Source organism: Rhodococcus koreensis (assembly GCF_900105905.1).
In the GTDB taxonomy this organism is placed as follows: Bacteria; Actinomycetota; Actinomycetes; order Mycobacteriales; family Mycobacteriaceae; genus Rhodococcus_F; species Rhodococcus_F koreensis.
Genome location: NZ_FNSV01000006.1, coordinates 58443 through 73380, shown reverse-complemented (window position 1 = coordinate 73380; position 14938 = coordinate 58443). Strand labels below are relative to the sequence as shown.

The 14938-nt window shown below is 67.0% G+C and carries 12 protein-coding genes and 2 pseudogenes; 4 read left to right on the top strand and 10 right to left on the bottom strand.

The window, feature by feature from the left end; all coding sequences use genetic code 11:
- Window positions 1-851: 851 nt before the first annotated feature.
- Window positions 852-2180 (bottom strand): annotated as a pseudogene (locus BLV94_RS46405) (transposase); the annotation flags it as partial.
- A gap of 432 nt (window positions 2181-2612) precedes the next feature.
- Window positions 2613-2846, bottom strand: coding sequence for a hypothetical protein (locus BLV94_RS46395; protein ID WP_072950313.1), 234 nt, complete (start codon window positions 2844-2846; stop codon window positions 2613-2615).
- A 289-nt stretch (window positions 2847-3135) separates the two neighbouring features.
- Here BLV94_RS46395 and BLV94_RS46390 point away from each other — a divergent pair, with 289 nt between their 5' ends.
- From BLV94_RS46390 to BLV94_RS46380, 3 genes are all read left to right on the top strand, one after another.
- Window positions 3136-3450 (top strand): hypothetical protein, encoded by a 315-nt coding sequence (locus BLV94_RS46390; RefSeq protein ID WP_143051531.1) that lies wholly within the window; start codon window positions 3136-3138, stop codon window positions 3448-3450.
- A gap of 371 nt (window positions 3451-3821) precedes the next feature.
- Window positions 3822-4589, top strand: coding sequence for a hypothetical protein (locus BLV94_RS46385; protein ID WP_244163941.1), 768 nt, complete (start codon window positions 3822-3824; stop codon window positions 4587-4589).
- Window positions 4590-4604: 15 nt separating this feature from the next.
- Entirely contained in the window at window positions 4605-4835 is a 231-nt protein-coding gene (locus BLV94_RS46380; RefSeq protein ID WP_143051530.1) for a hypothetical protein, read from the top strand.
- A 206-nt stretch (window positions 4836-5041) separates the two neighbouring features.
- Here the strand turns inward: BLV94_RS46380 and BLV94_RS46375 are convergent.
- The 8 genes and pseudogenes from BLV94_RS46375 to BLV94_RS46340 all read right to left on the bottom strand — a co-directional run.
- Window positions 5042-6556: pseudogene (locus tag BLV94_RS46375) on the bottom strand (RecQ family ATP-dependent DNA helicase); the annotation flags it as partial.
- Window positions 6557-6576: 20 nt separating this feature from the next.
- Window positions 6577-7101 (bottom strand): hypothetical protein, encoded by a 525-nt coding sequence (locus BLV94_RS46370; RefSeq protein ID WP_072950323.1) that lies wholly within the window; start codon window positions 7099-7101, stop codon window positions 6577-6579.
- Between the two features lie 71 nt (window positions 7102-7172).
- Window positions 7173-7892 (bottom strand): DUF8176 domain-containing protein, encoded by a 720-nt coding sequence (locus BLV94_RS46365; RefSeq protein WP_307718332.1) that lies wholly within the window; start codon window positions 7890-7892, stop codon window positions 7173-7175.
- Between the two features lie 20 nt (window positions 7893-7912).
- A complete protein-coding gene (locus BLV94_RS46360) occupies window positions 7913-9259 on the bottom strand; it encodes a hypothetical protein (RefSeq protein ID WP_072950326.1) in 1347 nt (448 codons plus the stop codon).
- A gap of 78 nt (window positions 9260-9337) precedes the next feature.
- Entirely contained in the window at window positions 9338-10660 is a 1323-nt protein-coding gene (locus tag BLV94_RS46355; RefSeq protein WP_072950384.1) for a CpaE/TadZ family protein, read from the bottom strand.
- A 5-nt stretch (window positions 10661-10665) separates the two neighbouring features.
- On the bottom strand, window positions 10666-11007 hold the full coding sequence (locus BLV94_RS46350; protein WP_072950329.1) for a hypothetical protein: 342 nt from the start codon (window positions 11005-11007) through the stop codon (window positions 10666-10668).
- Window positions 11008-11056: 49 nt separating this feature from the next.
- Window positions 11057-11260 carry a hypothetical protein gene (locus BLV94_RS46345; RefSeq protein WP_072950332.1) on the bottom strand — a complete coding sequence of 68 codons (204 nt, stop codon included), beginning with the start codon at window positions 11258-11260 and terminating at the stop codon, window positions 11057-11059.
- 33 nt (window positions 11261-11293) lie between these two features.
- Complete coding sequence (locus tag BLV94_RS46340) at window positions 11294-13405, bottom strand: FtsK/SpoIIIE domain-containing protein (protein WP_072950334.1); 2112 nt, start codon at window positions 13403-13405, stop codon at window positions 11294-11296.
- Between the two features lie 1192 nt (window positions 13406-14597).
- On the opposite strand from BLV94_RS46340, the gene BLV94_RS46335 reads away from it, so the two are divergent.
- Window positions 14598-14924, top strand: coding sequence for a hypothetical protein (locus BLV94_RS46335; protein ID WP_072950337.1), 327 nt, complete (start codon window positions 14598-14600; stop codon window positions 14922-14924).
- The last annotated feature ends 14 nt before the right edge of the window (window positions 14925-14938 follow it).

The following is a 14938-nucleotide window of genomic DNA, read 5'->3' as shown; positions in this document are numbered from 1 at the left end:
GAGTCGCTTCGCTCCCCGCCAGGGAGCCGCTGCGCGGCTCGCAGTGGGTCCAGTCTCCGTTGCCGTCGATCGAGTCACTTCGCTCCTCTGAGTTTCCAAAATTAGGTTCTCACCTGCTCTTCTTGTCGGTATGTTCGATTCGGTCCCCCACACCGCAACGAGGCTGGGGGGTGTGCCCGACCCGCCCGCGACTCGCCTTCCCGCGCCACCTGGTGTCATACCCACAGCATACCACCCACCCCTCATGCAACCCGAAACAGTTGAAAATCTCAAAATCTCTAATCTTGCTGATTCGCAACATATTACGAACCTTACAATCTGGGATCTGTGCATAACTTATGTAAAAACTTATTTGCCAACCGATTACTCAAATATATTGCTACTAAACAACTTTCAAAACTAGCTCAAAACCGGATGAAACGGGTGCCCGCGCGCCTGCCGGCATCCGGCGCCGGCACTCCCCCGGCCTGTCGCCGGCACCCTCACATCACAAACCGGGGACATGTCATCACACCAGGTCACAACGACATTACGGCCTCACGCAGCACATGGCCCGCACCCCGGGAAGTCGGGTGCGGGCCATGTGCCGAGAGCGGCGATCTAGGAGACTGCTGAATTACGCGAGTACGAAGCCTGCATTCTGGTGATCGGGCTTTGGCACGCGATTGAGGTGTGCACCGAAAATCTGGGTCGGGCTGTGTTTTTCGACGCCAGAGACTCGGATCGGATCGCTGAACGAGGGAGTGAGCGCCCCGGTAGCACCGGGCGGCGCCCCGGGTCGGCTATCCCAGCGCCCAAACCCCGTCCTCGACACCGAGTCCGAGACCGGTGAGCCGTTGCAGGTTCACCGCGGCGGTGGTGCACCGGGACCGCAGCGGACATGCCGTGCAGGCCGTCCGGAAAGTCGCCGTGCGCGTCGTGTTCGCGAACGACGCGGTCACCCCGTTCGGGCAGGTCACCGTCTTCTCGTCGTGATCGACGAGGAACTCGTCCGCGGTGAACGCCTCGACCAGGCCCGCCGGGGTGGGGACGGGTTTGGGTTTGATCACCGCATCGTGGCCGGCTGCGGCGAGATCGTCGAGGAACCGCCCACTGCCGTAGGCGGAATCACCGAGCACCTCGGCGGGGCCGTCGAGGGTGTCGTCCCCGGCGATCAACTGCCCGCCGACCTCGGCGTCGCCGCTACCGGCACCGGCGGCCCTGGTCAGTGTCGCGTTGGTGATCAATCCGGTGTCGGGTTCGGCGTTGATATGGCCCTTGTAGCCGTCCCGGCGGTGTGAGCGGGTCTTGCGGGCGTGCCGGGTGTCGGTGTCGACGGTGGAGATCACCCGGTCGGCGGCGACCTTACGGGCGATCTGCCACCGCCCCCCGCTCACGTCGTTCCCGCCGCCCCGGTCGTGGTCGTCGTCGGGGATCCATTCGACGTCCTGGCCGGCGACCAGCGCGAGTAGCGCCAACGCCTGTCCCGCCGGGGAGTCCGGATCGAGGTCCTCGGTGTCGGGTCCGGTCAACGCGGCCACGATCGCCAGCGCGTCCCGCACCAGGGCATCGACCAGCTGTTCCCGCGCGGTCTTGTCGTCCCAGGCGATGTCGGGTTTGCCGGGGATGGAGTAGTCGCAGGCAGCACCGAGCCGGGCCACCGTCTCCGCGCCGCCCGGCGCGACCCGGGCGACCCGGCGGATCGCCGCGACCAACTGGGTGACGGTGTCCTGGCTGGCGACCGCATCGTTGAGGATGGTCGAATCCAGGGCCCGTCGGGTTCGTCCCTTCAGCACGCCGGTGTCGGCGATCACCTCCTTGACCACCTCGAAGATCCGGTTCGGGCGCTGCGAGGCGGCCAACCGTCGACGCCAGTACGTCAGGACCGTGGGGTGGAACGCCTGCCCGTCGATCGGGAGCCCGCACGCCGCCTTCCACCGCAGATCGAAGGTGACCGCCTCGGCCGCCGCCCGGTCCGACAGCCCGTGCAGGGCCTGGAGCACCAGCACCGACGCGACCACCTCCGGCGCAATCGAGGGCCTTCCCCGGTTCGAGGGAAACAGGTCGGTGAACATCTCCGGCGGGAACAACTCGCATCGGTGCTCCGCCAGGAACGAGAACACACTGCCCTGCGGGAGCAGATGCCCCGCCACCGACGTCACGTCCCACAGATCACCCTGCGAATCCGAATCACCCTGCACACCAGCATCATCGCAGGTCAATCACCCGAAACCGAGGTGACACAGCGGCGGTCGGCTGCCGGATTGTTCAGCAGTCTCCTAGGCTGCAGGGTCCAGCCAGGGCCGATCGTCGCGGCCCTCGACATACTGCCCGCCGGGCGGACCGTCGAGCAATGTCAGCAGCAACTCCCCGCGCCGACGGAGAGGCACCGGCGAGCATGTCGTCCCGGTGCTCGCACCAGTCCTCCCAGTCCCAGCCCGCACCGGCATCGATGCAGCTCTCCACCGCTTCGACCGGCTCACCGTCCACGAACACCCACACGTGTTGCGGCCGTACATATATCTCCTAAGCGGGCATCGAACCAGCAACCTGCCCAATAGACGAGTGCGGCCCCAACCCGCGCAATGGGGGTGGGGCCGCATTTCATATGTGCCGGCGATCAATCGATAGTCCTAGACCTCCACGTCGCCCGATGTATCGGCCATAGCCCGTTGCACTCTCTCGAGCACCTCCGGGTTTCGGTGTAGTCGTTCCTCGGCCGCTGTGACGATTCGCGCTGGTTGCAAGACGATCGTTCCATCCTCTTCGGAGTGGGCGAGGAAGCGGGCGTTCTTGCTGAACCGTCCAAGGTTCGCACGTCCGCGGGCGTCAAGTTCAATGAGGACGTCACTGATTTGTGTGGTCATGAGCCCTTTCTCCTTCGCTGGTTTGCTTCCTCGGCACAGGAGGCGCGACAGAAAGCAAACGAGTGGGTGTTCAAATCTTGGTAGGGGTGTCTGTTGGTTTCGCTGGGTGGTGGATCTATTTCATTCGCTTCGTTCCGTTTGGATCATGTTGCCGGAATTTCCTGTCAAGTATGTACCCAAACCGCCATTTCGCCAAATTGTGGCATCCGCCCACTGGGGTATGTGGGTGTCGTGGCACCATGGTAAGCTCCGTACTCGAAAGTAACATCCGATCGAGTAGGAGGCCCGAGTGGCAACTGTGAGGTTGAGTCTGGACGCGAATGAGGTATACGTCCGGCTCAAGAATGCGTCGAACGGGATCGACGCGTACGTGTTCAACGAGGTCTCCAGGGTGATTCAGGGTCTGAAGGACGATCCCGAGCAGGACTGGCTGACCCGGATGAGGAACTTCGGTGAGGCTGTGCCCGGCATGTTCGGGGTAATGATCGGCACCCCCGTCGGAGTGGAGCGCGATGTCATGGTCTGGTGGAAGTACCACCCGTACGACGTCGGGCCCACCGACGTCGTACGCATCCTCGACATCACCCTCGACTACAAGCGCTAAGGGGCGTTCTCGTTCGAGGCCCGAACGACGAGAGGGGGCGTCGAGCTAGCTACCGCATCGGCAGGCTGAGGTAGCTAGCTCGACGCCTGTTCAAGAACAGAGTTTCACTCAAGAGTGAAACGATGATCCCCCAAGAGGGTTCAACCGAATTCGGAACACCGGTGCATGAAGCATGCTGCGGCCGATCGAGTGCCGATCTCAGCGTGCGATGGCGGGCAGTGCGACGACCATCATGAGCACGCCGGCGGCCAAGATCTCCCCGAGCGCGACTGAGCTGACTGGACGTTGTGGACAGTATCGCGTTGCGGGCGTGGGTCCTTCGAACCTCATCGGGACGTGTCATCCGCCCAGTTCAGTGATAGGAAGGCGCGGTGACCGATGCGCACAACCGATGGCCCGACGGCGAGAACGCCACCACACGTTTCTTCGACGGCATCGACCGCTGGAAGGCCGCTCACCCCCCGCCCGGACCCCGGGTTCGTGCCGCGGCGCGTCTGCAGCTCGGCCACTTCCGGCGCCCGCACCAGGGGCGCTGGTGGGCTGCCCTGGCACTGACCATGCTCCTCGCCGCCGGCATCGCGGCGGCACCGGCCACCGTCGCGCTCGCTGACATCCCCGCACCCATGGTCCGGCTCGGGGCAATCGCAGTCATACCGGCCGGGATGCTCGTGTACGTCCTCTACGCGCTGCAACTGGCGACCCGGGCCCGCGCCTACCCCCTCACCCGATGGCGGCACCGGTCTCGGGTGATGTGGCTGACGAACGGCACCAGCACGGTCGGAGCGGCGCTCACCGTCTACGTCCGCCGGGGCGGCGCGGTCACCTTCCACAACCACTTCCGATGGCCCACCATCACACCCCAGCAGCCGCCGCTCGCGGGCCAGCTGCGGCTCGAACTCCTCACCATCGCCGCCGAGGCAGGCCAGGTCGTCATCACCTTCACGACCGATGAACGCATCGCCACCCGGTACAACCGGGACGGGTGGCGCGCACCCACCCCCGCAGAACGTCACCAGTACACGATCCCGGAAACGACGAACCGACACCGCGAACTCACCCGCTGGGATCTGCTGTTCGATCCCCGCGACGAAAAGTGCGTTGCCATCCTCACCGCGCCACGAGCCGAACCCGCCACCTGAGCCGGACGGCTGCCGGTGGCAATGCGCCGCGACGGCGCGGGCGCCCTCCACCACCGACCGCCGCAGCACCCAGGTGGTGTGCTGTGGCTCGGCGCGCAGCTGTTCGGCGCCTACCGGCACCGGGTGTGGGACTCACCCCTGGCCCGACTGGTATTCACCCGCGTTCCGGGCCTGCGAGTGCTGAACCCGCAGCGCCGTCGGCGGCGCTGCTCGAAGCCTGACCGCCGGGAGAGCGTCGATCGGTGACCGGGGCGGATCGGCTGGAATGAGAGCTCGGGCGTCGCATTGGCGCGCCTAAATGCCCATATGGTGCATAGCTGCCCATATGGGCTATAGGTTCTCGCGGGGTGTCTGTTCCGATCCGTCTCTAACTGGCGAAACAGACTCAGTTATCGGACGTCCTGGAATTCCGCTACAGGCGGGATTGGCTGATTCCCCGCTCTTCTCCTCGCGCAGGTGTCGCACCGTCCGCATTCTGTGTTGTCGTCGAGGTCTGGGTCGTCGAGTTGTCGACGAAGGAAAGCCATGCGGCAGCTATCGGTGTGTTGGTAGTCGATCATGGCTTGTTGCTCGGCGTTCCGAGCGTCCTCGAGTCCCTCGTAGCGTTCCCGGTCGTACGTCCACCGTGCTCCAGTGTCGATCCACCCGCCGCGTACTCGCCGCACTACGCCGTCTACCTCGAGGACGCGCAGGACCATCTCCGTCCTCCGGCGATGAAGTTCGGTTTTCTCCGCTAGTGCCTTGATCGTGTGGGGCTTCTTCTTGTCGAGTGTGTCGAGTAGTCGCCGGACAAGCTCTTCGCGGGGGAATGCGAGGGACCCGAAGTAGTCCCAGATTTCCTGGTCCTCTCGGCCCGGAAGCAGGATCACCTCTGCTCGGTCCGTGGCGCGGCCGGCGCGGCCGATTTGCTGGTAGTACGAGATCGGAGACGCTGGTGCGCCCACATGGATGACAAACCCGAGGTCGGGCTTGTCGAAGCCCATGCCCAATGCGGATGTCGCGACAAGTGCTTTCACTCTGTTGGCCAGAAGATCCGCTTCGAGCGTGACGCGCTTGTCGGCGTCGGTTCTCCCTGTGTAGACGCAAACACTGTGTCCGCGCTCCGAGAGTGCGGTCTCCAGTTCTCGAGCCGCGGCGATTGTCAGGGCGTAGATGATGCCCGAGCCTGGCAGGTCACCGAGCCGATCTGCCAGCCAGATTCCGCGGTCGACGTGATCGTCGAGGTGAGTTACGGACAGGTGCAGCGAGGGTCGGTCCAAACCGCCCCGCAGGACGATCGCGCCGTCGTTGCTGGCGCTGGCTCCAACGCCGAGTTGGACGGCAACGTCGGCAATCACCCGGTCGTTGGCCGTGGCGGTGGTCGCTAGGACTGGAATGCCGGCCGGCAGCTGAGCGAGGAGGCCGGCGATGGCCCGGTACGAGGGCCGGAAGTCGTGCCCCCAGTCCGAGACACAGTGCGCCTCATCGATGACGACTAGACCCGCGGTCGCGGCGAGGACTGGCAACACCTCCTCATGGAAGCGTGGATTGATCAGGCGCTCGGGGCTGATCAACAGCACATCGACCCGATCGGCGGCTATATCGGTGCGGATGCTCTCCCACTCGCTGAAGTTGTCGGAGTTGATCGTCGCCGCGAGCACTCCCCCACGCTGCGCTGCTCCGACTTGGTTTCGCATCAAAGCCAGCAACGGTGACACGATCACCGTTGGGCCCATCTTTCGCGATCGCAGTAGCCTCGCGGCCACGAAATACACCGCGGACTTTCCCCACCCTGTCCGCTGCACCACCAGGGCACGTTTGCGGTGCACGACGAGCGCTTCGATAGCTGTCCATTGGTCTTGATGCAATGTCGCGTGCGGTCCGGCAATGTCGCGCAGCAGCTCTTCCGCGTGATCGCGGAGATTCAACGGCGGAGTCAGGGTGGGGACGTGTCGTTCTTGCTGGCAATTCACTTGTTTCCTCGTCATTCTGGGTTCTGGCGGGGTCGCTACTGGGTGCAGTCGATGTGCACGGACAGGTAGACCCGGCCGGTGCCGTAGGGAGAGTTCCAGTCCTGTGGGGCCGCGGCGGTGGCGGCGATGTCGAGTTGGTCGGGCTGCGACCAGTCCACCGATCTCAGGCCGTCGAGGTACACGTTCGTGGTGTCGATGTCGCCGGAGAGTCCCTGGTCGGTGTTCTCGACGGTCAGCACCTGCGACGGGTGTGAGGTCCTGATGTTCCAGCCGTGGGGGGCGCTGATTTCGACGGCCAGGTCGTCTCCGTTGCCGAAGCATCGGGCGGTGACGTCTTCGGGTTTGGGTGTGGTGATCTCGTTGTCGGAGTGCTGTTCTCCCCAGCCGATGATGATGCTGCCGAGGTCGTCGCTGGAATCGGTGACGACGGTGCCGCTTTGAGATGCGGACACGCTGGCCGCGGCGCGGCCGTCGTCGCCACGGCACGCGGTCAGCGCAGCCAACGCGCCCACGGCCACGGCGGTGGCGGCTGTGGATCTGCGGATGTGGTGCACGCTCATCTGTTGGTCCTCTCCGGGATCGCGAAGGCGGCCGGCACGTGGCCGGCCGCCTTCGATGCGTGTGACGGTGTTTAGGTGATGACGTCGACGAACCAGCGGCCGTCGATCTGTTTGGTGGTGATGGTCTGGGTGAACTGGGTCGCTGGTTGACCGGGGCGCATCTCGGAGAGGACCACCGAGTAGTGGCCGCCGGAGATGGTGATGGTGCGCAGGCAGTAGTTGGTTCCGATCGGGACGGTGTCGATGCCGGCCTGGATCTTCTCCGGTGCCGGGAGCGGCGAGTCCGGGGCGGCGAGGGCGCGGGCGGCCTGCCCGGATCGGGTTACGTAGTAGGCGTGCTCGAACGCGGCGATCACCCCTTCCCCGCTCTTCTGGTCTCCGCGGTCGGTGCGACACGCGTCGCCGACGTTACTGGCGGCTGTGGGGCTCTGTGTGGCCTCGGGCGCCTGAGTGGGGGTGGGAGTGACCAGCTCGTCGAGTGCGGCCGCCGACGGGGCTGCTGGCGTGGTTGGTGCGGACTCGTCGGGCTGCAGCACGCTCCAACCGACGGCACCGGCCGCGGCGATGGCCACCGCGCCGACGACGGTTTTCTTGCCGCCCCGCAGGGCCACCTTGCGTGCTCGTTTCGGTGGGGTCGGGTGCTGCGCTGGTGCGGTCAGGTCGGCGCGGCCGCCGGCCGACGCGGTGCTGCGTCGGCCGGGCGTCGCCGTGGTGGTGGGTGCGGCACCGAGAGTGTCGATCACTGCCGGATGCCGGGTCGACTTGCGCGGTGTGATGCTCGGCCGGTTCACGGCCACCACCCCTTTCCTGGTTAAGCTGCGGCGTTCTCGATGGTCGACAGGAGCGTGTTGACCTCGTTCGGGATGGCGGTGCGCAGGTCGGCACCGGCCTCGAGGAGTTGGTTGCCGCCGGGCTGTTCGGCCACCCAGGAGGCGGCCTGTGCCCCTGCGTCCTGGACCTGGTCGACGGCCGGGGTGGCGGCCGGTGCGGCCTGGTCTGCCCAATCGGCGGCCTGCTCGAGGACTGCGCTGCCGGTGGAGCTGGCGGTGGCGGTGGCGGCGAACTGTGCTGCGGCCTGGGTGTTCTGCTCGACGAACGCGGCCGCCGGCTCCAGGTCGATCACCGGCGCGGGCTCGGGAGCGGGCGCCGGGGCGGACTCGACTGCCGGGGCCACGGGGGCCGGTGCGGGGGCCTCGCCCATGTTCTCGCCTGCGCCGTATGCGGCGCCGATGGCACCACCGATAGCGCCACCGACTGCGGCACCGGCAACAGCAGCCGGGAGCCCGACGACGGCGGCGCCACTTGCAGCACCGATACCCGCGCCGGCGGCGCCGCCGGCGACCGCGCCGGGAACCGCGCCGACGATGGGCACCGTAACCGCGCCGACCGGTCCCATGATCGATGCTCCCGCGACCGTGCCGATGACCGCGCCACCGGCGGCACCGAGAGTTGCGGCGGGCACACCGGCGACGACCGCACCGGTTGCCGCACCGAGGACGACACCGGCGGTGGTGCCTGCGGCGATCCGGTCCGAGCGGGTCGTCTCGATGCCGAGCGAGTTGAAGAATGTCGCACCCTGTGCTTCGAGAATGGACGAGGTGTTGTTGAGCTTGTCCGCCTCCTCCCGGGGGAGCCAGTCGGGCCGCGGGCCGCTGAGTGCGCCGAAGCGGTAGGTGTCGGGAGCCGCCTGGATCGGGGCGACGGGCTTGCCCGGCTCGGGGGCAGGTTCCGGTGCCCGGTACGCCTCCGGGACCACCTGCTCGTCGGACTCTGCCGACGGCGCCGGGGCGTAGTAGTAGGTGGGCTCGTTGTAGGTGGGCACCGAACGGGTCGGAGCGTTCTGGTACTCCACCGGGATCGGGATGTAGGTGTCCCAATCCTCGGTCGTGCCAACGCCGTTGTCGGCTTCCTGTGCGGGGGCGGCGGGCTCGGGGGTGGGGGTGTTGACGCCGGCCTGGCCGCCCTCGTTGGTCACGCCGGCCTGGCCGCCGTTGTCGGTGATTCCGGCCTGACCGGGTGCGGCGTTCGCCGAGGGGGCGAGGGACAGACCCGCGGCGATGCAGGCGGCCACGACCGCCGCGGTGGCTCCGATCGGGACGGGGTGCTTACGGTGCCGGCCGATCTGTCGGCGTGCGGCGCGGTTATCGGGAGTGCTCATCTCGGTTGCTGCCTTTCGTGGGTGACGGAAGATTCGGGGGCGGAGGGACCTGGGCGGGCGGGTGCGAGGGTGGCCGGATCAGCGCGCGGCGGTCATCAGTTCGACGACGGTCGCGGCGATCACGGTCAGCGACGTCGTGGTGGCGGGGCGGAGTCTGGCGGGGACGATCCGTTCACCAGAGGCGAACAACGGCTCGAAGGGCATCCGCAACACCGGCACTGCGTATTCGCAGAACGCCTCGACGGCGTCGTGTTCGACGATCGGCGCGTCGCCCGGACCGTCGGTGATGACGACGACGGTGCGGCGCAGAATGTCGCTGTCATTGGCGGCCAGGTGCTGCAGCAACCGTTCGCCGGACGAGGCGGCGTCGAAGCGCAGCGGGACGGGGACGACGAGCACGTTGGCGGCCGAGATCGCCCACTGCCAGCTGCCGGCGAGGGGATTGTTGCCGGTGTCGGCGACGAGGATGTCGCGGTGCTGGGCGAGGATGTCGGCCAGTTTCGCGGCGTCGTCGTAGCTCAGTCCCGACTCCGCGCCTCGGCGGCCGGCGACGATGTCTTCACCGGACGGCTGGCGGGTCATATACCGCGACAGTGCCGACGGCCGGATCGCGGCCGCGGCATCGGTGTGGGAGGCCAGCAGTCCGACCACATCGCGCCCCTCGGCCGGAGGAACACCGACCCGATCGGCGAGGCTGCCGCCGATCTCGGCGAGATCCGCGCACGCGACCGTGCTGCCGCCGCGCACGGTCGCCAGCGTCTGGGCAAGGGCCACCGCAAACGGGGTCTTGCCGACCCCACCCTTGCAGTTGGCCACGGTCACGACCGAGAAGTCGGGAATCTGGCTGATGATCGTCGCTTCGGATGCGCGCAGCCGCATCTCGGCCGAGTTCCTCTTCGGAGCAAGGCTGAGACCGAGGACCGCGTTGAGCCGGCCGCGCATCCCCAGACGCGCAGGTTCCCCGGCGCCCGGGGTGACCTCGGGCGCCACCAGCGCCGACACCGCCCGGCGGGGCGTGCCGGTTGCGGGGCCGCGCGGGCGTCCCTCGTCGGGGGCCCGGCGAGCCGAGTGGCCGATCGATTCGACCGTGACACTGACCGGCTCGGGAACGGCGTCCTCATACGGTTCCGGCGTCGCCGAGACCGTGGGCACCACCGGTTCGATGGGTCCGGTCGGGGCGGACCGCGACGCGGTGCCGTCGGGTGCGACCGTGATCTGGGTGGAATGTCCCGAACGCTGCACCGCAACCTCCACCGGCCCGCCCGCTTTCACCGCACGCGCCTGGCTGTATTCGTAGATGCGGGTGTGGATCGGCTTCCCGTCGGTGGCGACGATCTCCTCGTCGGTCCCTGCGATACGCGCGGTGGTATCCGAGAGGATCTCGACAGTGAATGCGTTCATCGAAGTCACCCGCCGAATGCGCCGACGGACAGCTCGGAGTCCATCTCGGCCACGGTCTTGTCGGCGTTGTCGAGAGCGGCGAGCGCGTCCGTGCGTGCCTGGGCGTCCGGGAGCACCTCGATGATTTGGCGGCGCAACGTGACCGCGGCCTTGAACTCGTCGAGCCGGGAGCGGGTGAGTTCCTGATCGTCGGAGAGCTTGGGCAGCCAGGTCGGCACCGCGTCCTTGAGAACCCTGCGCAGTTCGGTGATGACGGGGTCGTTTCCGCCCTTCGTCGCGAACGGCTCCCGCAGGATCGTGACGTCCTCGGTGGTGGGGGTGATGGACTGGGAGATGCGGCGGCTCATGACTGGGTCCTCCTGGCGTGGTTGGTGCGATGGGATCGGCGGGTGAGGTTCAGAGGTGGGGGGTGGTGATCGGCCTGAGAAGGCCGCCGATCGCGCCCCCGGCGAGGGTCGCTGCGGCGGCCATGCCCGAGATCCCTGGTGCTCCTGCGGCGAAGGCAGCGTCAGGAGCATGCGAGCGGGTGTCGGATGCTTCGTCGTAGCGTGTGGGGTCGAGGACTGTGCAGATGTCCTGGGCGTCGGTCTTGTCGGTCATTGCGATTCCTTTCGGTGGGGCCCGGTGGGCGTGTCAGACGGTCGTGAGGATCCGGTCGGGTTCGGGAAGGAACACCACATCGATGGGTCCGTAGGTGACGTTGGTTTTGAGTCGGCCACCGGTGTTGATGGACAAAGTCGTTTCGACGACGTCGCCGGTGTCCTTGTCGCGCATGACGGTGATCGCGTCGACGGTCACGGGCACCTCGTTGCCCTGGTCGTCGTCGAGGAGGATGACCATCCCCTCGGTGACGGCGGAGGCCGGAATCGCGTCGGCTACATCGTCGTCGGTGTCCGGGTGCGAAGAGATCGGGCTGTCGCCGAGCGCAACGGGTTCGGGGGCGTCGCCGTACTCGCGGGCCCGGGCGGCCAGAGCGCGCTCGGATTCGACGAATTCACGCAGTTCCTTTGAGTAGAACTGCAGCGTCGGCGCCTGGTCCGGGGCCAGCCCTCGCACTATGGCCCTTTCCTCGTCCGAGAGTTGGTTCCATTTGTTCGGGTGCGGGTCGACATTCGGGGTCCACCACATCTGCGCCGGAACCGGGGAACCGTCGAGGGAAGTGACCACGCCGCGGCCGGGAACGGAGGTGTCGACCTCGCGGCCGACCGTGGAGTCGCCCCACATCATCAGTGCACCGTCCTGGGAGAGTGTGCCCAGGCTCATACGGGTCCCGAAGTTGTCGCGGGCGTTGCCGGACGCGCCGCCGAAGAGGGAGGCGTCCGGGCGCTGCACCCCGAGCAGCAGCCGGATGCCGGCCGATCGGGCGAGCACGGCGAGGTCGGCCCAGGCGCCGAGCGGGTCCAGCTGGGCGAGCAGCGCGCGGGTCTCCTCGTCGGCGGTCTTGGCCAGGCGCTGCCACTTGCCGGAGAGGATGAAGAACTCGTCGAGCACCGCGATCATCAGCGGCAGCTGGGACGGTTCGATCTTCCTTACGTGCACGTAGTGGTTGCGGGCCATCATCTCCGCGTGCAGGGCACGCACGAGCATCGCTGCACGGACATAGTCGTAGACGATGGCCGCGCATCCGGGGTAGCCCTCGAGCCCGTCGAGTTCGATCATCTTCGGATCGACACCGAGGAACGGAATTCCGCGCCGGGCGGCCTCGGTGAGCAGGGTGCGGATCACCGAGGTCTTGCCGCCACCGGTGGGGCCCACGATGAGGCAATGGGGCTTGTTCGACTTCGTCGAGATATCCCAGAACAGATTCAGGTCCGCGGCCCCGGTCGCGTACGGCAGGTGCCGCAGGTTCTCGTCGACCAGCTCGAGCGGGTGATCGACACGAGTGGGCAGCGGCGCCCGCAGGCGCATCACCAAGAACCCTTCGGACGGGGTCCAGTGAGTAGCCCAGGTACGGCCCGACTCGTGGTCACCGGCAAGGGAGGCGAGCGCTTCCTCGACCTTGGCCTGGAAGCCGCGTGCCCCACTGTTGAGCGAGGGGGTGAAGGTGATCATGTAGCCGGTCTCGACACCGTTCTCGTCGCGGGTGTCGACGGTGACGACCGGGTCCTTGAGCGGGCCGTCTTTGAGTGCCAGTTCGAGCGCCTTGTGACGCGCCGAACGGGTGTCCGCCTCGGTCAGCTTGCGGGTAATCAGGATCCGGTCGCGGTGCGCGTCGTGGCGGACGGTGTAGGTGTACTTCCCAGTGCGCGACCCAGCCGATCCGCGGACTGCGGCGGTGAATTCGTCCATCTCCTTCGGGCGGATGATCGCACCGCGCGGCAGCTTGATCTTCGCGGTCCGCAACGCGCCGATGCCGGGCGGGAACGGCACGCTTACTTTGACCGGCAGGTGCCGGGTGGTCTGGCGGGTATGAGCCTCAAGCATCATCCGCTGGCGGTGGCCACGGAACCGGGCGATGTCGACTGCGGACCAGGCTGCGCCGAGTAGTGCGAGCGGCAGCGTGTGCTCGTGGAGTGCGGCAAGGATCTCGCCCATCCCGTTGACCGAGCCGACGACGGGGGTCTCCGCCAATTCGGGTGCGTAGAAGGCGAGGCCGGCAGCGGCTACCGGAATGGGAGCGAAGGTCCGGTAGGGGGCGACGGCGGGCTTCGCCGCGGCCGCCTGCTCGGCGCGAGCGTTGCGACTGCCCGGTCCCGGACCGAACAGCTCGACGAGGAAGTCCTTCAGCGGATCTCGCTGCGCCATCGCCTCGCTCCTCTCGTCGTGTCGAGCCCGGTGCCTGTGAGGTCGGGCGTTGTGGATGTGCACCTTGGCAGGACTGCACGGTTTCGCCCAACCAGCCCTGTGGATAACTTTTTTGTGCCCGTTCGGAGGGCCTGGCTGCGGCACCGTTGAGGAGGGTCGTTGCGGCGCGTGCGCTGGATGCGTCGGGAGCTCTGAGGCATCCACGCCGGAGCCCGTGTCCGGAACCTCGAAGCAACCATGCGGAGGTGGTCCCAGAGGCCTCCTGGGACGGTGTCCACGACCCCCATTTCGAGAGCCGTGTCGGAGGGTCCGCCACGGCTCGCGCGGACCGTCAGCGAAGCGTCCGAACGAGAGTGCGGAAATACTCTCACGGGTGGTGCGCAGTGGCCCGAAACGGCGTCCGCTGGGGCTACCGTGCTGGCCGCTGGGCGTCGTCCTCGAGCCGCTGATCGACCCCGCTTCCTGTGCCCCTTCCGGCCGTCTCGCACAGCTTCTGAGCTGCACTCTCCGAAATGGGTTGGCGCGGCGGGATTTCCATAGGTACACTCCCCCCTAGGCCCGAAGGGCCGGGGGGAGTGACCCCGAAGGGGAGGGCGTTTTCGCCCCTCTTTCGGAGCGGTCCGAAGCACCCCCTGTGGCGCCGCCTGATTGCACTCCTCTGAGCCAGGCCTTCTCATCGCTCGCTGACCCCCTGCCTCGGAACCCCGTCCGGGCATAGCTCACGCCGCGCTGCCGGCACGGTCTCCCTCACCTCGTCAGCGCTTGTGGCGCAGGCCCTTTTCCGGAGTCCGAAACGGACAGCGAACAAGACCCCTGCGCAGCGTGTGCCGATGCACCACGGAAGACCCCTGCGAAGGCACCCTCTCGAGCATCGCCGTCACCGGGTTTCACCGTGCAGGCCGCGGGCCATCACACGGGCCCCAAGGACGAGGCCGAGCCGTGACGATCTTCCGCCCGGTGCGGGTGCCTACGCCCACTCAGCGGAGGCTGTTGCCCGACCGGCCTTGCCGACGGCCCGAGCGGGGTCCGTTGCGGACCGGTCTCCGGCGGGCACTCCACCTGGCTCGGGCCCTTGTGTCGATGCCCGGGACAAAGTTATCCACAAGGCTGGTTGAGAACTTTCGGTCACTTCTCCTACGGTCTCGCGCAACCACATTCGTGGCATCGGTTCGCAACCTGTTGGAGAGGCATCATGTTCACTATCGCTTCCACCGTCGTCGACTTGTCGAACGCGACGGCCAACCCCCTGCACGGGCCCGACGTCACAACCCTCGCCCAGGAAGCCGAGGTGAAGACCGACAACCTCCAGGCATGGATCAAGAACAACGTTGTTTTCACGATCCTGATCCTGCTCGCCTGCGTCGTCCTGACCGGCGGTCTGCGCGGGAACCTGTCGAAGGTCTTCACAGTCGGCGGTCTGGGCTTGGTGGGGCTGGCCTATGTGGGGATCGCCTCCTCACAAACCGCGGCCACCGGAATCGGCAATTTCCTCCTCGGCCTCGTCGGAATCAGAGCCTGATCACGTGATGTGCC